Source organism: Paraburkholderia unamae, assembly GCF_003096875.1.
GTDB lineage: Bacteria > Pseudomonadota > Gammaproteobacteria > Burkholderiales > Burkholderiaceae > Paraburkholderia > Paraburkholderia unamae.
Genome location: NZ_QEOB01000017.1, coordinates 176,617 through 190,780 on the forward strand (window position 1 = coordinate 176,617; position 14,164 = coordinate 190,780).

Genomic DNA, 14,164 nt, shown 5'->3' on the forward strand with positions numbered 1-14,164 from the left:
GGACGCTAACGCGATCACTGTCTATTATCCGATCGAATCAAGGTGCACAAGTGTTTCTGTAGGGCCAGCACAAGGTCGACCATGCCAGGAGACAAACAGTGTTAGCAGAGGCCTACGCGGCTTCCCGCAGCGATTTCCAATGGGCTGAGGTCGGGTCTGGATGAATAAAGAAACGTTCTCCCTTCAATCAACGCGGTAGCTTGACCTCCATGCCGTCCTTCTATTTATCGCGCAAAAGCGCTGTGTTCGATGGAGCAGACCCTCGAGAAGTCTCCGATTACGTGAACCACGCGGTCGGCCGACATTCAATTCGAGTGTCGGCCAAGACGCAGCCTGGCGCACGTCTTCTGTTAAGGAAGGTATGCGAAATAGGACTGTGCAACATCAGTTACGGTGCCAGAGTCGAAATCTCGACAGAATCTCTTCGTGATTCCTATCAATTGCAGGTTCTATTGCGCGGAACCTCCATGTGGACAGGCGACCAGAATACCTACGAGTTCAACCCCGGTGAATTTCTCGTCATCAACCCCGCAGACCCTGCGCGTGTGCAATACTCAAGCGACTGCGAGAAGCTTATCGTCACGCTGCCGGTTGACGTGGTGGAGGCGATGTCTTGTGAAGCTAACGATAGCAGAGGCGATAAGCGCGTACGGTTCCTCCGCCCGGTTCAGACGCTTGCATGTGTCGACGGACTCGCCGGCTTGCTCGCCCTGATGTGCGAAGAAAGCGAAAACGCCACATGCAGCCCGGAGATCCAGCGTCAGTATTCGCAGATCCTGGTTCGCAAGTTGCTCACTCAGCTCGAAACGAACGTGCTTGAGCGACAGACACATGAACCCAGCGTGGCCTTCGAGAGGATAAAGAAGTACATACTGGATCATCTCTATGATGACCTCTCGCCTGAGACCGTGGCGTTTGCATCAAATGTCAGTTTAAGAAAAATGTATGCGTTGTTTAAATTACATGCAAAAGAGAGCCCTCGCAGTTTCATTCAACGCCTGAAGTTTGACCGCGTTCGCGCTGATCTTCTGAACGCACGCACTTCGGACAGCGTTACGGAAATTGCCACCCGCTACGGCTTCTCACACCTCAGCCGCTTCTCGGCGGCTTACCGCGCTCGCTACGGCGAATTGCCGTCCCATACCCTTAGCCGTTCCCGGTAGGATCTGCCAGTTATACATGATGACCGTTCTGGCGGTCATCGGCTATCGTGATGGCACGCTCTAGACTGCCGTGCACGATGATCGACTATTCCGTGGCAGAGCCGGAGCGTCGATGGTTTAAGTTCTCTTCTAGCCTTGCATGGATGACCGCTGCCCTGAAGCTCAGGTGACACGTCGCGCCACATCTTCCGGGGCAAGCGGCCGAGATCGATTCAGCAGGTTATCAACACGCGGTCAAACATGGTAAACGTCGATAACTTGATGAATCAAGTCGTTCTTCAATATGACTTTTTTGTTCAGAATGGAAAATCCAGATGAACCGATCTTCAATGTGTAGCAGGAGGTTCCGAAGAAGTGGTCGAGCGTTTTGTATCTGTAACTCATGGTGTGCCAGTTAAAGCGCACTTCGACGCTGTTCTCATCGCGCTGCACAATCTCGACGTTAGCGATGTTGTGGGTGGTGCGAGGCTCTGGACTACTTGCGCCGGAACGCTCAGTGTTAAGACGGAAGACCCGGTCCTCAAGACCAACACGATTTGGGTAGTAGATGAGTGAGATATGCTTGTTGGGATCGTCAACGAGCTGATCTGAGTCGTCCCAGCAGGGCATCCAGAATACCGCTTCCGGGTCGTAGCATTCCACCCACTCGTCGAATTTCCGATCGTCAAGCAAGCGTCCTTCTCGAAAGAGGAAGGCGCAGACGTCGAGATAAAGGTTCTCAAAGGCGCTCATTTCAGAACCTCGACGGGTTGTACGTTGATGATACTCTGCTCGGCGGAAAGGCTACGCAGCATCGTTTCGGACCAGTACCGGTGCTGTTGCACGAAGAGCCCCTCGTCTTCGATTCGAACTCCGCTGAGAATCGGATCATATCCGACGCGTGCAGCGTTCTCGTCGCGACCACTCACCCACCGGGTAGCACCTCGACTCAGGTCGTTCCATTGAGCTGCGGTGCCTTTAAATCCGCTTTGGCAGGCACGGAATTCCTCAAGGTCGTCCGGCGTTCCCATGCCGCTGACATTAAAAAAGTCCTCATATTGGCGAATTCGCGTGTGACGATCCTGTTCGCTCTCGTCGCGGGGGCCGAAGCAATAGATCGTGACTTCGGTCTTGTCCACCGAGATAGGCCGGACGACACGAATCTGTGTGGACACCTGGTCCATCACGTAAAGATTCGGGTAAATGCAGAGGTTGCGCGTGTGATTGACGATAGCGTCCGCTACCGCTTCGCCGAGTCGTGCCTTCAATTCCTCGCGGTGACCGTATACGGGACGGACCTCTGGATTGAGTAGTCGTGTCCACAAGAGGATATGGCCATGCTCGAAAGCGTAGAATCCGCCGACGCTTTTTGACCAGGCATTGGCGTCAACCGTACGGACATTATCGTCGGACCGGTCGCGGCGACCGACTGTAGCAACATAATTCCAGTGAACTGCGCTAACGTGATATCCGTCGGCCCCGTTCTCGATTTGCAACTTCCAGTTACCGTCGTAGACGTATGAGGAACTTCCGCGCAGGACTTCGAGTTCCCCTGGCGTCTGATTGATGATCTGGTCAAGAACGGCCTTGCTGCCTCCCAGGTGTTCTTCGATCGACCCGACGTTCGGGTTCATCGAGCCAAACAGGAAGCCCCGATAATTGGCGAAGGAGGGGACTCGCGTCAGGTCGTGCGAGCCGTCAACGTTGAAACCTTCCGGGTAGTTGTCCGCCTGCCCGTCCTTCACTTTCAGAAGCTTCCCGGTATTACTGAATGTCCAGCCGTGAAACGGGCAGGTGAAACTCCCCTTGTTCCCCTGCTTGCGCCGGCACAATTCGGCGCCACGATGCGCACACGCGTTGATCACGGCGCCCAGCTTACCGTTCTTGTCACGCGTGATGATAACGGGCTGGCGACCGATGTTGGACACGAAATAGTCGTTGGGATTTGCGATTTGGCTTTCGTGTGCCAGGAAGACCCAGTTTTGCTCGAACAGGTACTTCATTTCGTATTCGAACAGCGCGGCATCCGTGAAGATGTCGCGACGGCACCTGAAGCGACCGCTGGATGGATCGTCTTGTACCGAATCGGACACCAATTGGTGAATGGCGCCGACGCCCGCCGCTGAATTGAGTGAGGCATTCATTGGTTGCTCCTCCATGAGTTTTGATTGGAGTGATTTTCATGAAGGAGAGCGGTTGATCATATCCAGTCAGTGCAGATCTTCTATCCAATTTGTGCAAGCTTTTGAGGGCGGGAAATTCTAGCGGGTGCGATAAGGCGCCTGTGAGGGGAGTTCGCGCTACCGGGCCTCATAGCGCACAGAAAGGCGGCGTGAGTCGGCAAGCCGGTATCGGGCTGCAATCTCTGTGGTTGAGTAGTGCCTGATCTCATTCGACCCGAAACGTCTGCAATATCTCATCAATCATCGCCCGGATACGTGCGGTATGCCTCAGGTCCTGGCACGAATCGGGGAGGATTGCGCAGGCATCGATGCGTGCGCTCGCACTCGTGCGGTCGGCTTCGTGGTTGGCGGTGCAACCGGCGGCAGTTGCGAGGCAAGAATCGCATCAACATGCCGCGTGTCGACGAGCTCGGTGTCGCACACGGCGCACGCGTAGCGGATGGCCGTGCGCAACTGGCGCAGATTGCCTGGCCACGCATACATCGCGAGGCGCGCCGCGAGGGTAGCGTCGAGCGTGAGCGGTCTGTCCACGGCCTGGGCTTCGTCCGCGAATATCGTGTCGATGAGCGCGGCGATGTCGTGCCGCTCGCGCAGCGGCGGCAGCGTGAGCGCCGCGCCGCTCAGCCGATAGTAGAGATCGTCGCGAAAGGCGCCGGTGTGGGTCATATGCGCGAGGTCCCTCTGCGTCGCGCAGATCACGTTGACGTCGACATGCCTCGACGATTTGCCGTCAACCGTCACCATCACGCCATCCGCAAGCACGCGCAGCAGGCTCGCCTGCTGCGCCAGCGGCATATCGCCGATCTCGTCGAGAAAGAGCGTGCCGCCATCGGCCATCGCAATCGTGCCACGTATGTCGGCGCGGCGCGCGGCCTCGAATGGGCCAGGTCCATATTCGAACAGTTCACGCCTGATTCGCGATTCCGGTAGCGCGCAGCAACTGACAGCAATGAACGGGCGGTTGCGTCGCGCGCCGGCGTTGTGAATCGCGCGGGCAAACACCTCCTTGCCCACGCCCGTTTCGCCCTGAAGCAGGATTGGCAGCCGCTTGCCCGCCACCCGTTGCGCGATGCGTGCGTTCTCGACCACACGCGCATCCGTGCTGCGCAGGAAAGGGCCGAGCGCACTGCAATCGTGTTCTCGCGCTGGTGCGCCGCTTTCATGCGACAGCGGTATTGCTCCGTGCCTGGCGACTGGGCCGCGGCGGCCGACGTGTCCAAACGGCGCGCGAACGCGCGCGTAAAGCACTGTGCCGTTCGCACGCAGGCGCAGTTGCGCAATGGTCCCGGTGTGCCCGATGTCGCGCAGCTTCACGTGCAATGGATCGAAGATCTCGTCGATGTGATGCGGGCCGTTGGGACACGGCATCCATTCGCTCGCGCGTCGGTTCGCAGCGACCACGTTGCCGCTCTCGTCGAAGGCGATCAGCAAGTCAGGTCTAACTTCTACATGATTGCGGCTCTGATGGCCGAAGAGTATCCAGCACGACGCCATGCGTTGCAGGAAGCAGGCATTTTCTATGAGCGTGGCGCTATCGCGCACGAGCCGGTTGACGATGCGCTGGCTTTCGCGGTTGTCGGGCGACTGCACGGCCGAGGCGTCCAGCACGCCGATCAGATCGCCATCCGGCGCGAAGATCGGTGCTGCGCTACAGGTGAGGGTCGTGAACGCGGCGCGGAAGTGATCGGTCTTGTGTACCGTGACGGGTGCGAGGTCGGCGAGCACATTCGCTATGCCGCAGGTGCCTTCCTCATCTTCCGACCAGCACGATCCGATATGGAGTCCTGAGTGCCTGAATTCTTTGCGGCGATCGTGGGCGACGCGGTAGTCGATGGTCACGCCGCGTGCATCAGCAAGCATGACGCAATAGTTGTCGTCGCGCACCATATCGTGCAACCGCGTGAGGCATTCAGCCGAGGCCCGCATCAAAGCCTCTTCCCGATCGCGGATTTCGCGCACCTCAGTGGCGCTCAACACGCGTGGGCCGGTCACTGCGCCAGGGTCCAGTTGGTAAAGAGCGAACGAGCGCTGCCACGAGGCGGCGAGTTGAGGCGAACCGGACGGCGCAGGAAGACGGCCTTCCACAGCGCCACGCACGTGCTCGGCATGACGGGCAGCGGCCAGGACGTATGACATAAGCGGTTCCAGACGGTTGCAGACGGGAAGCGCCGGACCGGAGAGCGTTCGGCGGGATTCTTTGTAGCACATCCCTGGCTCGTGATCACACGGCGGCGAAGCAGGCAAGACCGCTGAGACGTTCGTCTCATCGTGCGACACTTCGCATGAAGTCGTGGGCTGGAACGTCGCTCAGGCGCGCCGTGCGGGGCCGCCGCGATTTCTGTCGTGCGAGCCCAGGGCGGTTCTTCTCGTGTCTTGCAGGGTACGAGACGGTGGCTGAGACGCTGCGAGCGATGCAAGCGTCGATGCTGCGAAGGCTGAAAAACGGCTAGGGCCCTTGCTGCGTGGTACGTTGCGCAGACGCACAGCGTTGTGAGTGTTATTGGCACGTCGCTTGCAAGGTCCACGGGAAAATGCGAAGCACGGTCTCGCACGGCGCGTCGCTATCAGGAAACACAATCTTGGGTCCGGCCTCGGACCGCGAGTCACTCTCTCTCGCGTGCATTCCAGGCGGAGGTGGTCGGTGTGACCGGCGAAGGGACGCACGACCGGTCTTGTCGTATTTGCACACGCTGTTCGGTGTGGCTCACACTAAGGCGAGACAGTCCTGGCGCGAAGATCGGAGAGGGGCAACCGGTGTGAGGTACCGGCCGCGCATGAGCCGACTCACGCACGCTTGCCTGGGCAGACGGTGATGCGTCGCCTCCAGGATCGTGCCGCGGTGATGGTACATTATCGGCCTAACTCGAAAACATCGGGTGTGCCTTGAAGCGCTGCCCGAGGCGTCCGGTTTGTGTGCCAGTACGATCGTGCCCGGCATCACACGTCGCGGACACAGGAGACGACAATGGACGTGCGGCAACGTGATCATATCGAAACCGTGGTCCTGACGACTGCCGGCCAGCCGCCGGTGGCCGCCCGGATGCACGACGCAATCATCCAGAGCTCCTGGCAACGTTGCGTGCATCAGTACGGCCTCGATCCAACGCGTATGCAGGAAGCGCGCATCCTGCCGCAGATGCGGCTGCGCGAGCATCAACAACGCATCGACGATTTTGCTCGCATTGCCCGCTATGGACTGGAAACCCTGTACAGCCAGGTGGCCGGGATGGGCTACGTCGTCTTGCTGACCGATGCGGACGGTGTCACAGTCGACTATCTTGGCGATGCCGGCACAGACGCGGGGTTGCGTCGAGCGGGTCTCTATCTGGGCGCCGAATGGAGCGAGAACGGTGCCGGCACGTGCGCTGTCGGCACCGCGCTGGCGACAGGCCAGGGCTTGACGGTGCATCAGGCCGATCATTTCGATGCCACGCACATTCCGCTGACCTGCACAGCCGTGCCGCTGTTTGATCCGCACGGCCGGCTCAATGCGATTCTGGACATTTCCGCGCTCAGTTCGCCGCTGGCCAAGGACAGCCAGACGCTCGCGCTGCACCTGGTGCGCACCTATGCCGGCCGGATCGAGGACGCTTATTTTCTGCGTCGGCATCGGCAGGACTGGATCCTGAAGCTGAGCCCGGCGTTTGAATTTCTCGATGTCAATCCGGAGTATCTGATAGCGCTCGATGCCAATGGCTGCATCGTCGGCCATAACCGTCGCGCACACCAGATGCTGACGGCCGAGCCCGGCGTCGGTGCGACGGGGACGTCTCTCCTCGGCGCACGATTCGACACACTCTTTGACGCGCGCGCGGAGGAATTGGGCCGCTTCGTCTATTCGCGGCCCAGCGAGCAACGTATCGTCCAGCTGAGCCGCAGCGCAAAGCGACTCTATCTGAGTGTCATGCCGCCGATGCTGCGTTTGCCTCCCCACACGCAAACGCCATTGCCGGCCGGTCTGGCGGCGCTGTGCGGCGGAGATGCGGCGCTGGAGCAGCAATTGCAGCGTGCCTCCAGGCTCATTGACGCGCCGATCAACCTGCTCATCAATGGCGAGACCGGCAGTGGCAAGGAATACTTTGCGCGAGCGATGCATCGGGCCAGTGCGCGTCGGGACGGTCCCTTCATCGCGGTCAATTGCGCGGCGATTCCGGAGACGTTGATCGAGAGCGAACTGTTCGGCCACCTGCCTAACAGCTTTTCGGGCGCGGGCTCGAAAGCCAAACGCGGTTTGATCCAGGAGGCCGACGGCGGCACGTTGTTTCTCGACGAGATCGGCGACATGCCGAGAGAACTCCAGTCGCGCCTGCTTCGAGTGCTCGCCGAGGGCGAAGTCCTGGCGATCGGCGCGTCACGTCCGGTACCCGTCAACGTGCGGGTGATTTCGGCGACTCACCATTCGCTTGATCAATTGGTCAGCGGGGGGCGCTTTCGCGAAGATCTGTATTACCGGCTCAACGGCGCGCGGCTTACCTTACCCCCGCTACGCGAGCGTAGCGATCTGGACTGGCTGGTCGAGAAGTTTCTCACGGTGCCGCAAGGACTGCCTGCCTACACGCTCTCTGAACCGGCCCGAGCCCAACTGCACCGCCATCGCTGGCCGGGCAATCTACGCGAACTGCGCAACGTGCTCGAATATGCACGCGCGGTGTGCAGCCACCGGCACATCGAAACGGACGACCTGCCCGAGGGCATCGGTGGGCAACACCTCGTGCCCACGCCCGAATGCCCGGCGCCTGACGCGGCAGCGCATTGCGCAGACGCGGAACCGCACACGCTATCCCCCGAAGGCATGCTGCTCATGCAGTATCTGCGCGCCTCCGGCTGGAACCTGAGTGCTGTCGCGCGCCAGATTGGCATCAGCCGCATGACGTTGTATCGCCGCATGGCCCGCCATGGCATCCAGTCGCCGAACCGCAACGATACCGCTTCTGGCCGCGCAGACGGGAGCGAGCACGCCGGGCACTGACGCGGTACGGAACGTCAAGGTGCACTGAGACACCTGTCAAACGCTAGACAACCGATGCTGTGACACCTGTCACACGCACCGCACGGAACAGCGTGTTTCACCGTCTGTTCTTCAGGGTAACCCCCTAATTTATCGCTTCTGCCAGCCAGCATTGGTGTTGGCACAACTGTTGCAATAAGTCCTGTCACTAAAACCTATCAGGAGACAGGCATGCACGAACCTTCCCCGGTTCGTCCGCCACGGGTCGGCATCATCGCCAACCCCGTATCGGCTCGCGACATCCGGCGCGTCGTCGCCAACGCCAACAGTCTGCAATTGTCCGACCGCGTGAATATCGTGCTTCGCGCGATGGCGGCGCTGGGCGCATGCGGCGTGACGCGGGTGCTGATGATGCCGGACCGTGAAGGCCTGAAGCCCATGCTGGAGCGGCACATGGCGCGCGAGCGCGCGGCAGCAGGCCATAGTCACGCATGGCCGCAACTGGATTGGCTCGCGATGCCGGCGACAGGTCGCGTGGACGATACTTTCCGCGCAGCGCACATGATGCGCGAAGCCGGAGTCGCGGCCATCATCGTGCTGGGCGGCGACGGCACACACCGCGCCGTGGTGCGCGAGTGCGGACAGATCCCGATCGCCGGATTGTCCACCGGCACCAACAACGCCTATCCCGAGCTGCGCGAGGCCACACTGGCCGGACTCGCGGTCGGGCTCCATACCGTGGGCCGCATTCCGTCCGATGCCGCGCTGGCTTTCAACAAGCGGCTGGACGTGACGCTGAACGCGGCCAATGGGGCCGTACGTCACGACATCGCGCTTGTGGATGCCGTCATCGCCCACGAGCACTACATCGGCGCCAAGGCGTTATGGCGGACCGACTCGCTTGCTGCCGTTTATCTGGCCTTTGCCGAACCTGAGGCGATCGGGCTGTCGTCCATCGGCGGCATGCTGGCGCCAGTGGGCCGGCGCGAACACGGTGGACTGTACGTGGAATTGACTCCGCCCGGGCCGGATGATCTCGCGACCGGCGCCGCTGACGAGCCGCTCTTTCATCTCCATGCCCCGATCGCACCCGGTCTGCTGCGGCCCATACCGATACACGGCTGGCGCCGGATGGTCGACGGTGAGCCGATGCGCGTGCGTCAGCGCGCCGGGGTGGTGGCCCTGGATGGCGAGCGCGAGTTCACGTTTAGCCAGAAGGACTGCTTAACGATCACGCTGCGCGAGCGGGCCTTTCGCTCGGTCGACGTGGCGCGTTGTCTGCACTATGCCGCAACGCAAGGTTTGCTTCGAGGAACGCCCGCAACAGCGCTCGCGGCTCAGGCGAACACCGCATACGAATCCACCGGGGCCGAGCCCCTCGCTTTTCCTTCGCTGCCGTAAAACACAACCTTTCAAAGGAGACACGCATGACTGCGAAACCTGCTGCCCTACCGCTGGGCCATGACGAACTACTCGAGTGCTATCGCAGGATGCGCACTATCCGCGATTTCGAGGAACGCCTGCACGTCGATTTCTCGCGCGGCGACATCCCTGGCTTCGTGCACCTCTACGCCGGCGAGGAGGCAACCGGGGTCGGGATTCTGCATCATCTCCATGACGGCGATCGCATCGCCAGCACCCACCGCGGGCACGGCCACTGTATCGCCAAGGGCGTGGACGTGATCGGCATGATGAAAGAGATCTACGGCAAGACCGGTGGCTCCTGCAATGGCAAGGGCGGTTCCATGCATATTGCCGACCTGTCCAAAGGCATGATGGGCGCCAACGGCATTCTTGGCGCCGGCGCGCCGCTGATCTGCGGTGCCGCGCTCGCCGCCAGGTTTCGCGGTAAGGGCGAAGTGGGGATCACCTTCGCGGGCGACGGCGCCTCCAATCAGGGCACCTTCCTCGAAAGCCTGAATCTGGCGGCGGTATGGAATCTGCCCGTCATTTTCGTCATCGAGAACAACGGCTATGCCGAGGCCACTTCGCGCGACTACGCCACCGCGGTCGATAGCTACGTGGACCGCGCGGCCGGATTCGGCATCCCTGGCGTCACGGTGGACGGCACCGACTTTTTCGCCGTGCACGAGGCAGCGGGCGAAGTCATTCGCCGGGCGCGTGAAGGGGGCGGTCCCTCGCTGCTGGAATGCAAGATGGTGCGCTTCTACGGCCACTTCGAAGGCGATGCACAAACCTATCGCGCACCGGGCGAACTGGACGACATCCGCGCCAATCACGACTGCCTGAAGATTTTTTCGGCCCGGGTCATCGAGTCCGAATTGATCACACGCGCCGAACTGGATGCGATCGACCGCGACGTGGCCGCCCTTATCGAGCGCGCCGTGGAGGAAGCGAAGGAAGCTCCGCAGCCCAGGCCTGCCGATCTGCTCACTGACGTCTACGTGAAGTACTGAACAGCGAACCCGACGAATCAAAGGAAATACGTATCATGGCCCGCAAACTCAGCATGAAACTGGCGATCAACGAAGCGATCGACCAGGAAATGACCCGCGACCCGAGTGTGATCATGCTCGGCGAAGATATTGTCGGCGGCGCCGGCGCGGAAGGGGAAAAAGACGCATGGGGCGGGGTGCTCGGCGTCACCAAGGGACTCTATGCGAAGCACGGCGACCGCCTGCTCGACACGCCGCTGAGCGAAAGCGCCTATGTGGGTGCTGCGATCGGCGCCGCGGCTTGCGGCATGCGGCCCATCGCGGAACTGATGTTCATCGATTTCATGGGTGTGTGCTTCGACCAGATCTTCAATCAGGCCGCCAAGTTCCGCTACATGTTCGGCGGCAAGGCCGAGACGCCCGTGGTCATCCGCTGCATGGTCGGCGCGGGCTTCCGCGCGGCCGCACAGCACTCGCAGATGCTCACGCCACTGTTCACGCATATCCCGGGGCTGAAGGTGGTATGTCCGAGCACGCCGTATGACACCAAGGGGTTGCTGATCCAGTCGATTCGCGACAACGATCCGGTGATTTTCTGCGAGCACAAGAACCTGTACGGGTTCGAAGGCGAGGTGCCGGAGAACTCGTACGCCATCCCGTTCGGCGAGGCGAACGTCGTGCGCGACGGGAAACATGTCTCGATCGTCACCTACGGGCTCATGGTGCACCGCGCGCTCGAGGCCGCCGCCCAGCTTGCGCGGGAAGGCATCGAGGCCGAAGTGATTGACTTGCGCACGTTGTCACCGCTCGACATGGACACGGTGCTCGAATCCGTGGAGAACACCGGCCACCTGGTCGTGGTGGACGAGGCCAGCCCGCGCTGCAACATCGCGACTGACATTTCGGCGCAGGTGGCGCAACAGATATTCAAGGCACTCAAGGGACCGATTGAAATGGTCGCCCCGCCGCATGTTCCGGTGCCTTTCTCGCCCACGCTTGAGGATCTCTACCTCCCTGGCAGCGCGCAGATTGCAGCGGCGGCCCGTCGTACCCTGGGCAAGGGAGGAAAGCACTGATGGCCGTCAACATCACCCCTATCGTCATGCCGAAGTGGGGCCTGGAAATGCGCGAAGGCACCGTGCAGGACTGGCTCGTGGCCGAGGGCGAGCGCATTCAGGTCGGCCAGGCACTGGTGGACGTGGACACCGACAAGATATCCAACGCCGTCGAGGCGACCGATGCCGGCCTGCTGCGCCGCATCGTCGCGCAGAGCGGCGAGACGCTGCCGGTCAAGGCGCTGCTCGGCGTGCTTGCCGAGACGGAGGTGAGCGATGCCGAGGTCGAAGCCTACATCGCCGCGTTCGAGGTGCCGGCCGCCGACAGTGACGACGCAGACACCGGTCCGGCGTTCGACTACGCAGAGGTGGACGGCATTCGGGTGCGCTATGCGCGTCGTGGTCCGGAATCGGGCACGCCGGTGCTCTTCATCCATGGCTTTGGCGGCGACCTGAACAACTGGCTGTTCAACCTCGATGCGGTGGCGGAGAAGCACCCGGTGATCGCGCTGGACCTGCCGGCGCACGGGCAATCGACTGTCAAGCTGGCCGGTACCACGCTCAAGGCGCAGGCGGCTTTCGTCGGCCAGTTCATGGATGTGATCGGCGTGCCATCGGCGCACCTGGTCGGTCACTCGATGGGGGGTGGCGTTGCCGCGCAGATCGCGGTGGACGCGCCGGACAAGGCGGCCTCGCTGGCATTGATCGACAGCGCCGGCTTCGGCGACGAGGTCAACGCCGACTACACGGACGGCTTTGTGCGTGCCGATTCGCGCCGCGAACTCAAACCCGTGGCCGAGCTGCTGTTCGCCGACACCGCGCTGGTGAGTCGCCAGCTGCTGGACGATCTGCTCAAGTACAAACGCCTGGACGGTGTGAGTGAAGCGCTCGGCGCGCTAGGCACACAACTGTTCGGTGGCGGCAGGCAGAGCGAACAACCCGGCCGTGCGCTGGGCAGCTTCGGCAAGCCGGTGCTGGTGATCTGGGGCAGCGACGATCAGGTCATTCCGGGCAGCCATGCCAAGGCCGCGCCGGCCGAAGCAAAGGTGGAACTGCTCGACGGTGCAGGCCATATGCCGCAGATGGAGAGGGCCAACGAAGTGAATGCACTGCTGCGTCAGCATTTGAACCCGTGAAGCAAGCGGGTCCGCCTTGGTGATGACCTTCTGAATACCGGGCTGACCGCCGCGCCTCACCGTGAGTCAGCCGATCTCCAGGACGCCTCGCCGCATTGCGCAGCAGGGGCGAGGGGTTCTGGATCACCTCATTCGAAACAGATCAAGGAGTTTGAACCATGAAGGCAGCACGTTTTTATGATCGTGGAGATATCCGGATCGAAGACATACCCGAGCCCGTCGTGGCGCCGGGCACCGTCGGCATCGACGTGGCGTGGTGCGGCATCTGTGGCACGGATTTGCACGAATTCATGGAGGGGCCGATTTTTATTCCGCCCTGCGGCCATCCGCATCCGATCTCCAGGGAGTCCGCTCCCATCACCATGGGCCATGAATTTTCTGGCGTGGTGTATGCCGTGGGTGAGGGCGTGAACGATATCGAAGTCGGCCAGCATGTGGTGGTGGAGCCCTACATCGTGGCCGACGACGTCCCTACCGGGCCGGGCGACAAATATCACCTGTCCAGGAACATGAATTTTATCGGCCTGGGTGGCCGTGGCGGCGGCCTGTCCGAAAAGATCGCGGTCAAACGCCGTTGGGTGCACCCGATCTCGAAGGCCATTCCACTGGATCAGGCCGCCCTCATCGAGCCCCTGTCGGTGGGTCACCATGCCTTCACCCGCAGCGGCGCCAAGGCCGGCGATGTGGCCCTGGTCGGCGGCGCCGGACCCATCGGCCTGTTGCTGTCAGCGATTCTGAAAGCCAAGGGCCTGCGCGTCATCATCACGGAGCTGAGCGCCGCGCGCAAGGAAAAAGCCCGGGAATCCGGCGTCGCCGATTACATCCTGGACCCGACCGCAGTGGATGTGGTCGCCGAAGTGATGAAAATCACCGGTGGCGAAGGGGTGGATGTGGCGTTTGAATGCTCCAGCGTGAACAAGGTGCTGGACACGCTGGTGGCCGCGACAAGATCGACCGGCGTGGTGGTGATCGTGTCCATCTGGAGCCACCCGGCCAGCGTCAATGTACACAGCGTGGTCATGAAGGAACTGGACGTGCGCGGGACGATCGCGTACTGCAATGATCATCAGGAAACCATCAAGCTGGTGGAGGAGGGGAAGATCAATCTGGAACCGTTCATCACCCAGCGCATTCAACTGGATGACCTGATTTCGCAGGGATTTGACACCCTGATTCACAACAATGAATCAGCCGTAAAAATCATCGTTCAGCCCAGAATGAAGTGAGCATGGGCTCCTCCGCAAGAGGGGCACTCTGCCTGTCCAGGCCTCCGGCTGCCGCATCGCAGCCGGATGAGGCGAAGC

The 14,164-nt window shown here is 61.3% G+C and carries 10 protein-coding genes; 7 read left to right on the forward strand and 3 right to left on the reverse strand.

Going from position 1 to position 14,164, the window contains the following annotated elements:
• Positions 1-209: 209 nt before the first annotated feature.
• The gene (locus C7402_RS31435) at positions 210-1,163 is read left to right on the forward strand and encodes an AraC family transcriptional regulator (protein ID WP_116613412.1); all 954 of its coding nucleotides are present in this window, start codon (positions 210-212) and stop codon (positions 1,161-1,163) included.
• A 234-nt stretch (positions 1,164-1,397) separates the two neighbouring features.
• Here C7402_RS31435 and benB read toward each other — a convergent pair whose 3' ends face one another.
• From benB to C7402_RS31450, 3 genes are all read right to left on the reverse strand, one after another.
• On the reverse strand, positions 1,398-1,895 hold the full coding sequence (benB, locus tag C7402_RS31440; RefSeq protein ID WP_116613413.1) for a benzoate 1,2-dioxygenase small subunit: 498 nt from the start codon (positions 1,893-1,895) through the stop codon (positions 1,398-1,400).
• A complete protein-coding gene (locus C7402_RS31445) occupies positions 1,892-3,286 on the reverse strand; it encodes a Rieske 2Fe-2S domain-containing protein (protein ID WP_116613414.1) in 1,395 nt (464 codons plus the stop codon). The genes benB and C7402_RS31445 overlap by 4 nt, the downstream gene beginning before the upstream one ends.
• 306 nt (positions 3,287-3,592) lie before the next feature.
• Positions 3,593-5,461, reverse strand: a complete 1,869-nt coding sequence (locus tag C7402_RS31450; RefSeq protein ID WP_116613415.1) for a sigma-54-dependent Fis family transcriptional regulator — start codon at positions 5,459-5,461, stop codon at positions 3,593-3,595.
• An 829-nt stretch (positions 5,462-6,290) separates the two neighbouring features.
• Between C7402_RS31450 and C7402_RS31455 the strand changes: the two genes are divergently transcribed.
• The 6 genes from C7402_RS31455 to C7402_RS31480 all read left to right on the forward strand — a co-directional run bounded on the left by C7402_RS31455 (position 6,291) and on the right by C7402_RS31480 (position 14,086).
• Positions 6,291-8,294 (forward strand): sigma-54-dependent Fis family transcriptional regulator, encoded by a 2,004-nt coding sequence (locus C7402_RS31455; RefSeq protein WP_116613416.1) that lies wholly within the window; start codon positions 6,291-6,293, stop codon positions 8,292-8,294.
• 210 nt (positions 8,295-8,504) lie between these two features.
• Positions 8,505-9,674, forward strand: a complete 1,170-nt coding sequence (locus C7402_RS31460) for an ATP-NAD kinase family protein (RefSeq protein ID WP_116613417.1) — start codon at positions 8,505-8,507, stop codon at positions 9,672-9,674.
• 26 nt (positions 9,675-9,700) lie between these two features.
• Positions 9,701-10,690, forward strand: a complete 990-nt coding sequence (locus C7402_RS31465; protein ID WP_116613418.1) for a thiamine pyrophosphate-dependent dehydrogenase E1 component subunit alpha — start codon at positions 9,701-9,703, stop codon at positions 10,688-10,690.
• A 35-nt stretch (positions 10,691-10,725) separates the two neighbouring features.
• The gene (locus tag C7402_RS31470) at positions 10,726-11,745 is read left to right on the forward strand and encodes an alpha-ketoacid dehydrogenase subunit beta (protein WP_112173813.1); all 1,020 of its coding nucleotides are present in this window, start codon (positions 10,726-10,728) and stop codon (positions 11,743-11,745) included.
• The gene (locus C7402_RS31475) at positions 11,745-12,860 is read left to right on the forward strand and encodes an acetoin dehydrogenase dihydrolipoyllysine-residue acetyltransferase subunit (protein WP_116613419.1); all 1,116 of its coding nucleotides are present in this window, start codon (positions 11,745-11,747) and stop codon (positions 12,858-12,860) included. The genes C7402_RS31470 and C7402_RS31475 overlap by 1 nt, the downstream gene beginning before the upstream one ends.
• 158 nt (positions 12,861-13,018) lie before the next feature.
• A complete protein-coding gene (locus C7402_RS31480; protein WP_116613420.1) occupies positions 13,019-14,086 on the forward strand; it encodes a 2,3-butanediol dehydrogenase in 1,068 nt (355 codons plus the stop codon).
• Positions 14,087-14,164 lie beyond the last annotated feature (78 nt).

What these genes read in the sequence shown, in the direction of transcription:
- C7402_RS31445 (WP_116613414.1), bottom strand. Translation starts at nt 3,286, where the DNA reads ATGAATGCCTCACTCAATTCAGCGGCGGGCGTCGGCGCCATTCACCAA.
- C7402_RS31455 (WP_116613416.1), top strand. Translation starts at nt 6,291, where the DNA reads ATGGACGTGCGGCAACGTGATCATATCGAAACCGTGGTCCTGACGACT.
- C7402_RS31470 (WP_112173813.1), top strand. Translation starts at nt 10,726, where the DNA reads ATGGCCCGCAAACTCAGCATGAAACTGGCGATCAACGAAGCGATCGAC.
- C7402_RS31475 (WP_116613419.1), top strand. Translation starts at nt 11,745, where the DNA reads ATGGCCGTCAACATCACCCCTATCGTCATGCCGAAGTGGGGCCTGGAA.
- C7402_RS31465 (WP_116613418.1), top strand. Translation starts at nt 9,701, where the DNA reads ATGACTGCGAAACCTGCTGCCCTACCGCTGGGCCATGACGAACTACTC.
- benB (WP_116613413.1), bottom strand. Translation starts at nt 1,895, where the DNA reads ATGAGCGCCTTTGAGAACCTTTATCTCGACGTCTGCGCCTTCCTCTTT.
- C7402_RS31460 (WP_116613417.1), top strand. Translation starts at nt 8,505, where the DNA reads ATGCACGAACCTTCCCCGGTTCGTCCGCCACGGGTCGGCATCATCGCC.
- C7402_RS31480 (WP_116613420.1), top strand. Translation starts at nt 13,019, where the DNA reads ATGAAGGCAGCACGTTTTTATGATCGTGGAGATATCCGGATCGAAGAC.
- C7402_RS31450 (WP_116613415.1), bottom strand. Translation starts at nt 5,461, where the DNA reads ATGTCATACGTCCTGGCCGCTGCCCGTCATGCCGAGCACGTGCGTGGC.
- C7402_RS31435 (WP_116613412.1), top strand. Translation starts at nt 210, where the DNA reads ATGCCGTCCTTCTATTTATCGCGCAAAAGCGCTGTGTTCGATGGAGCA.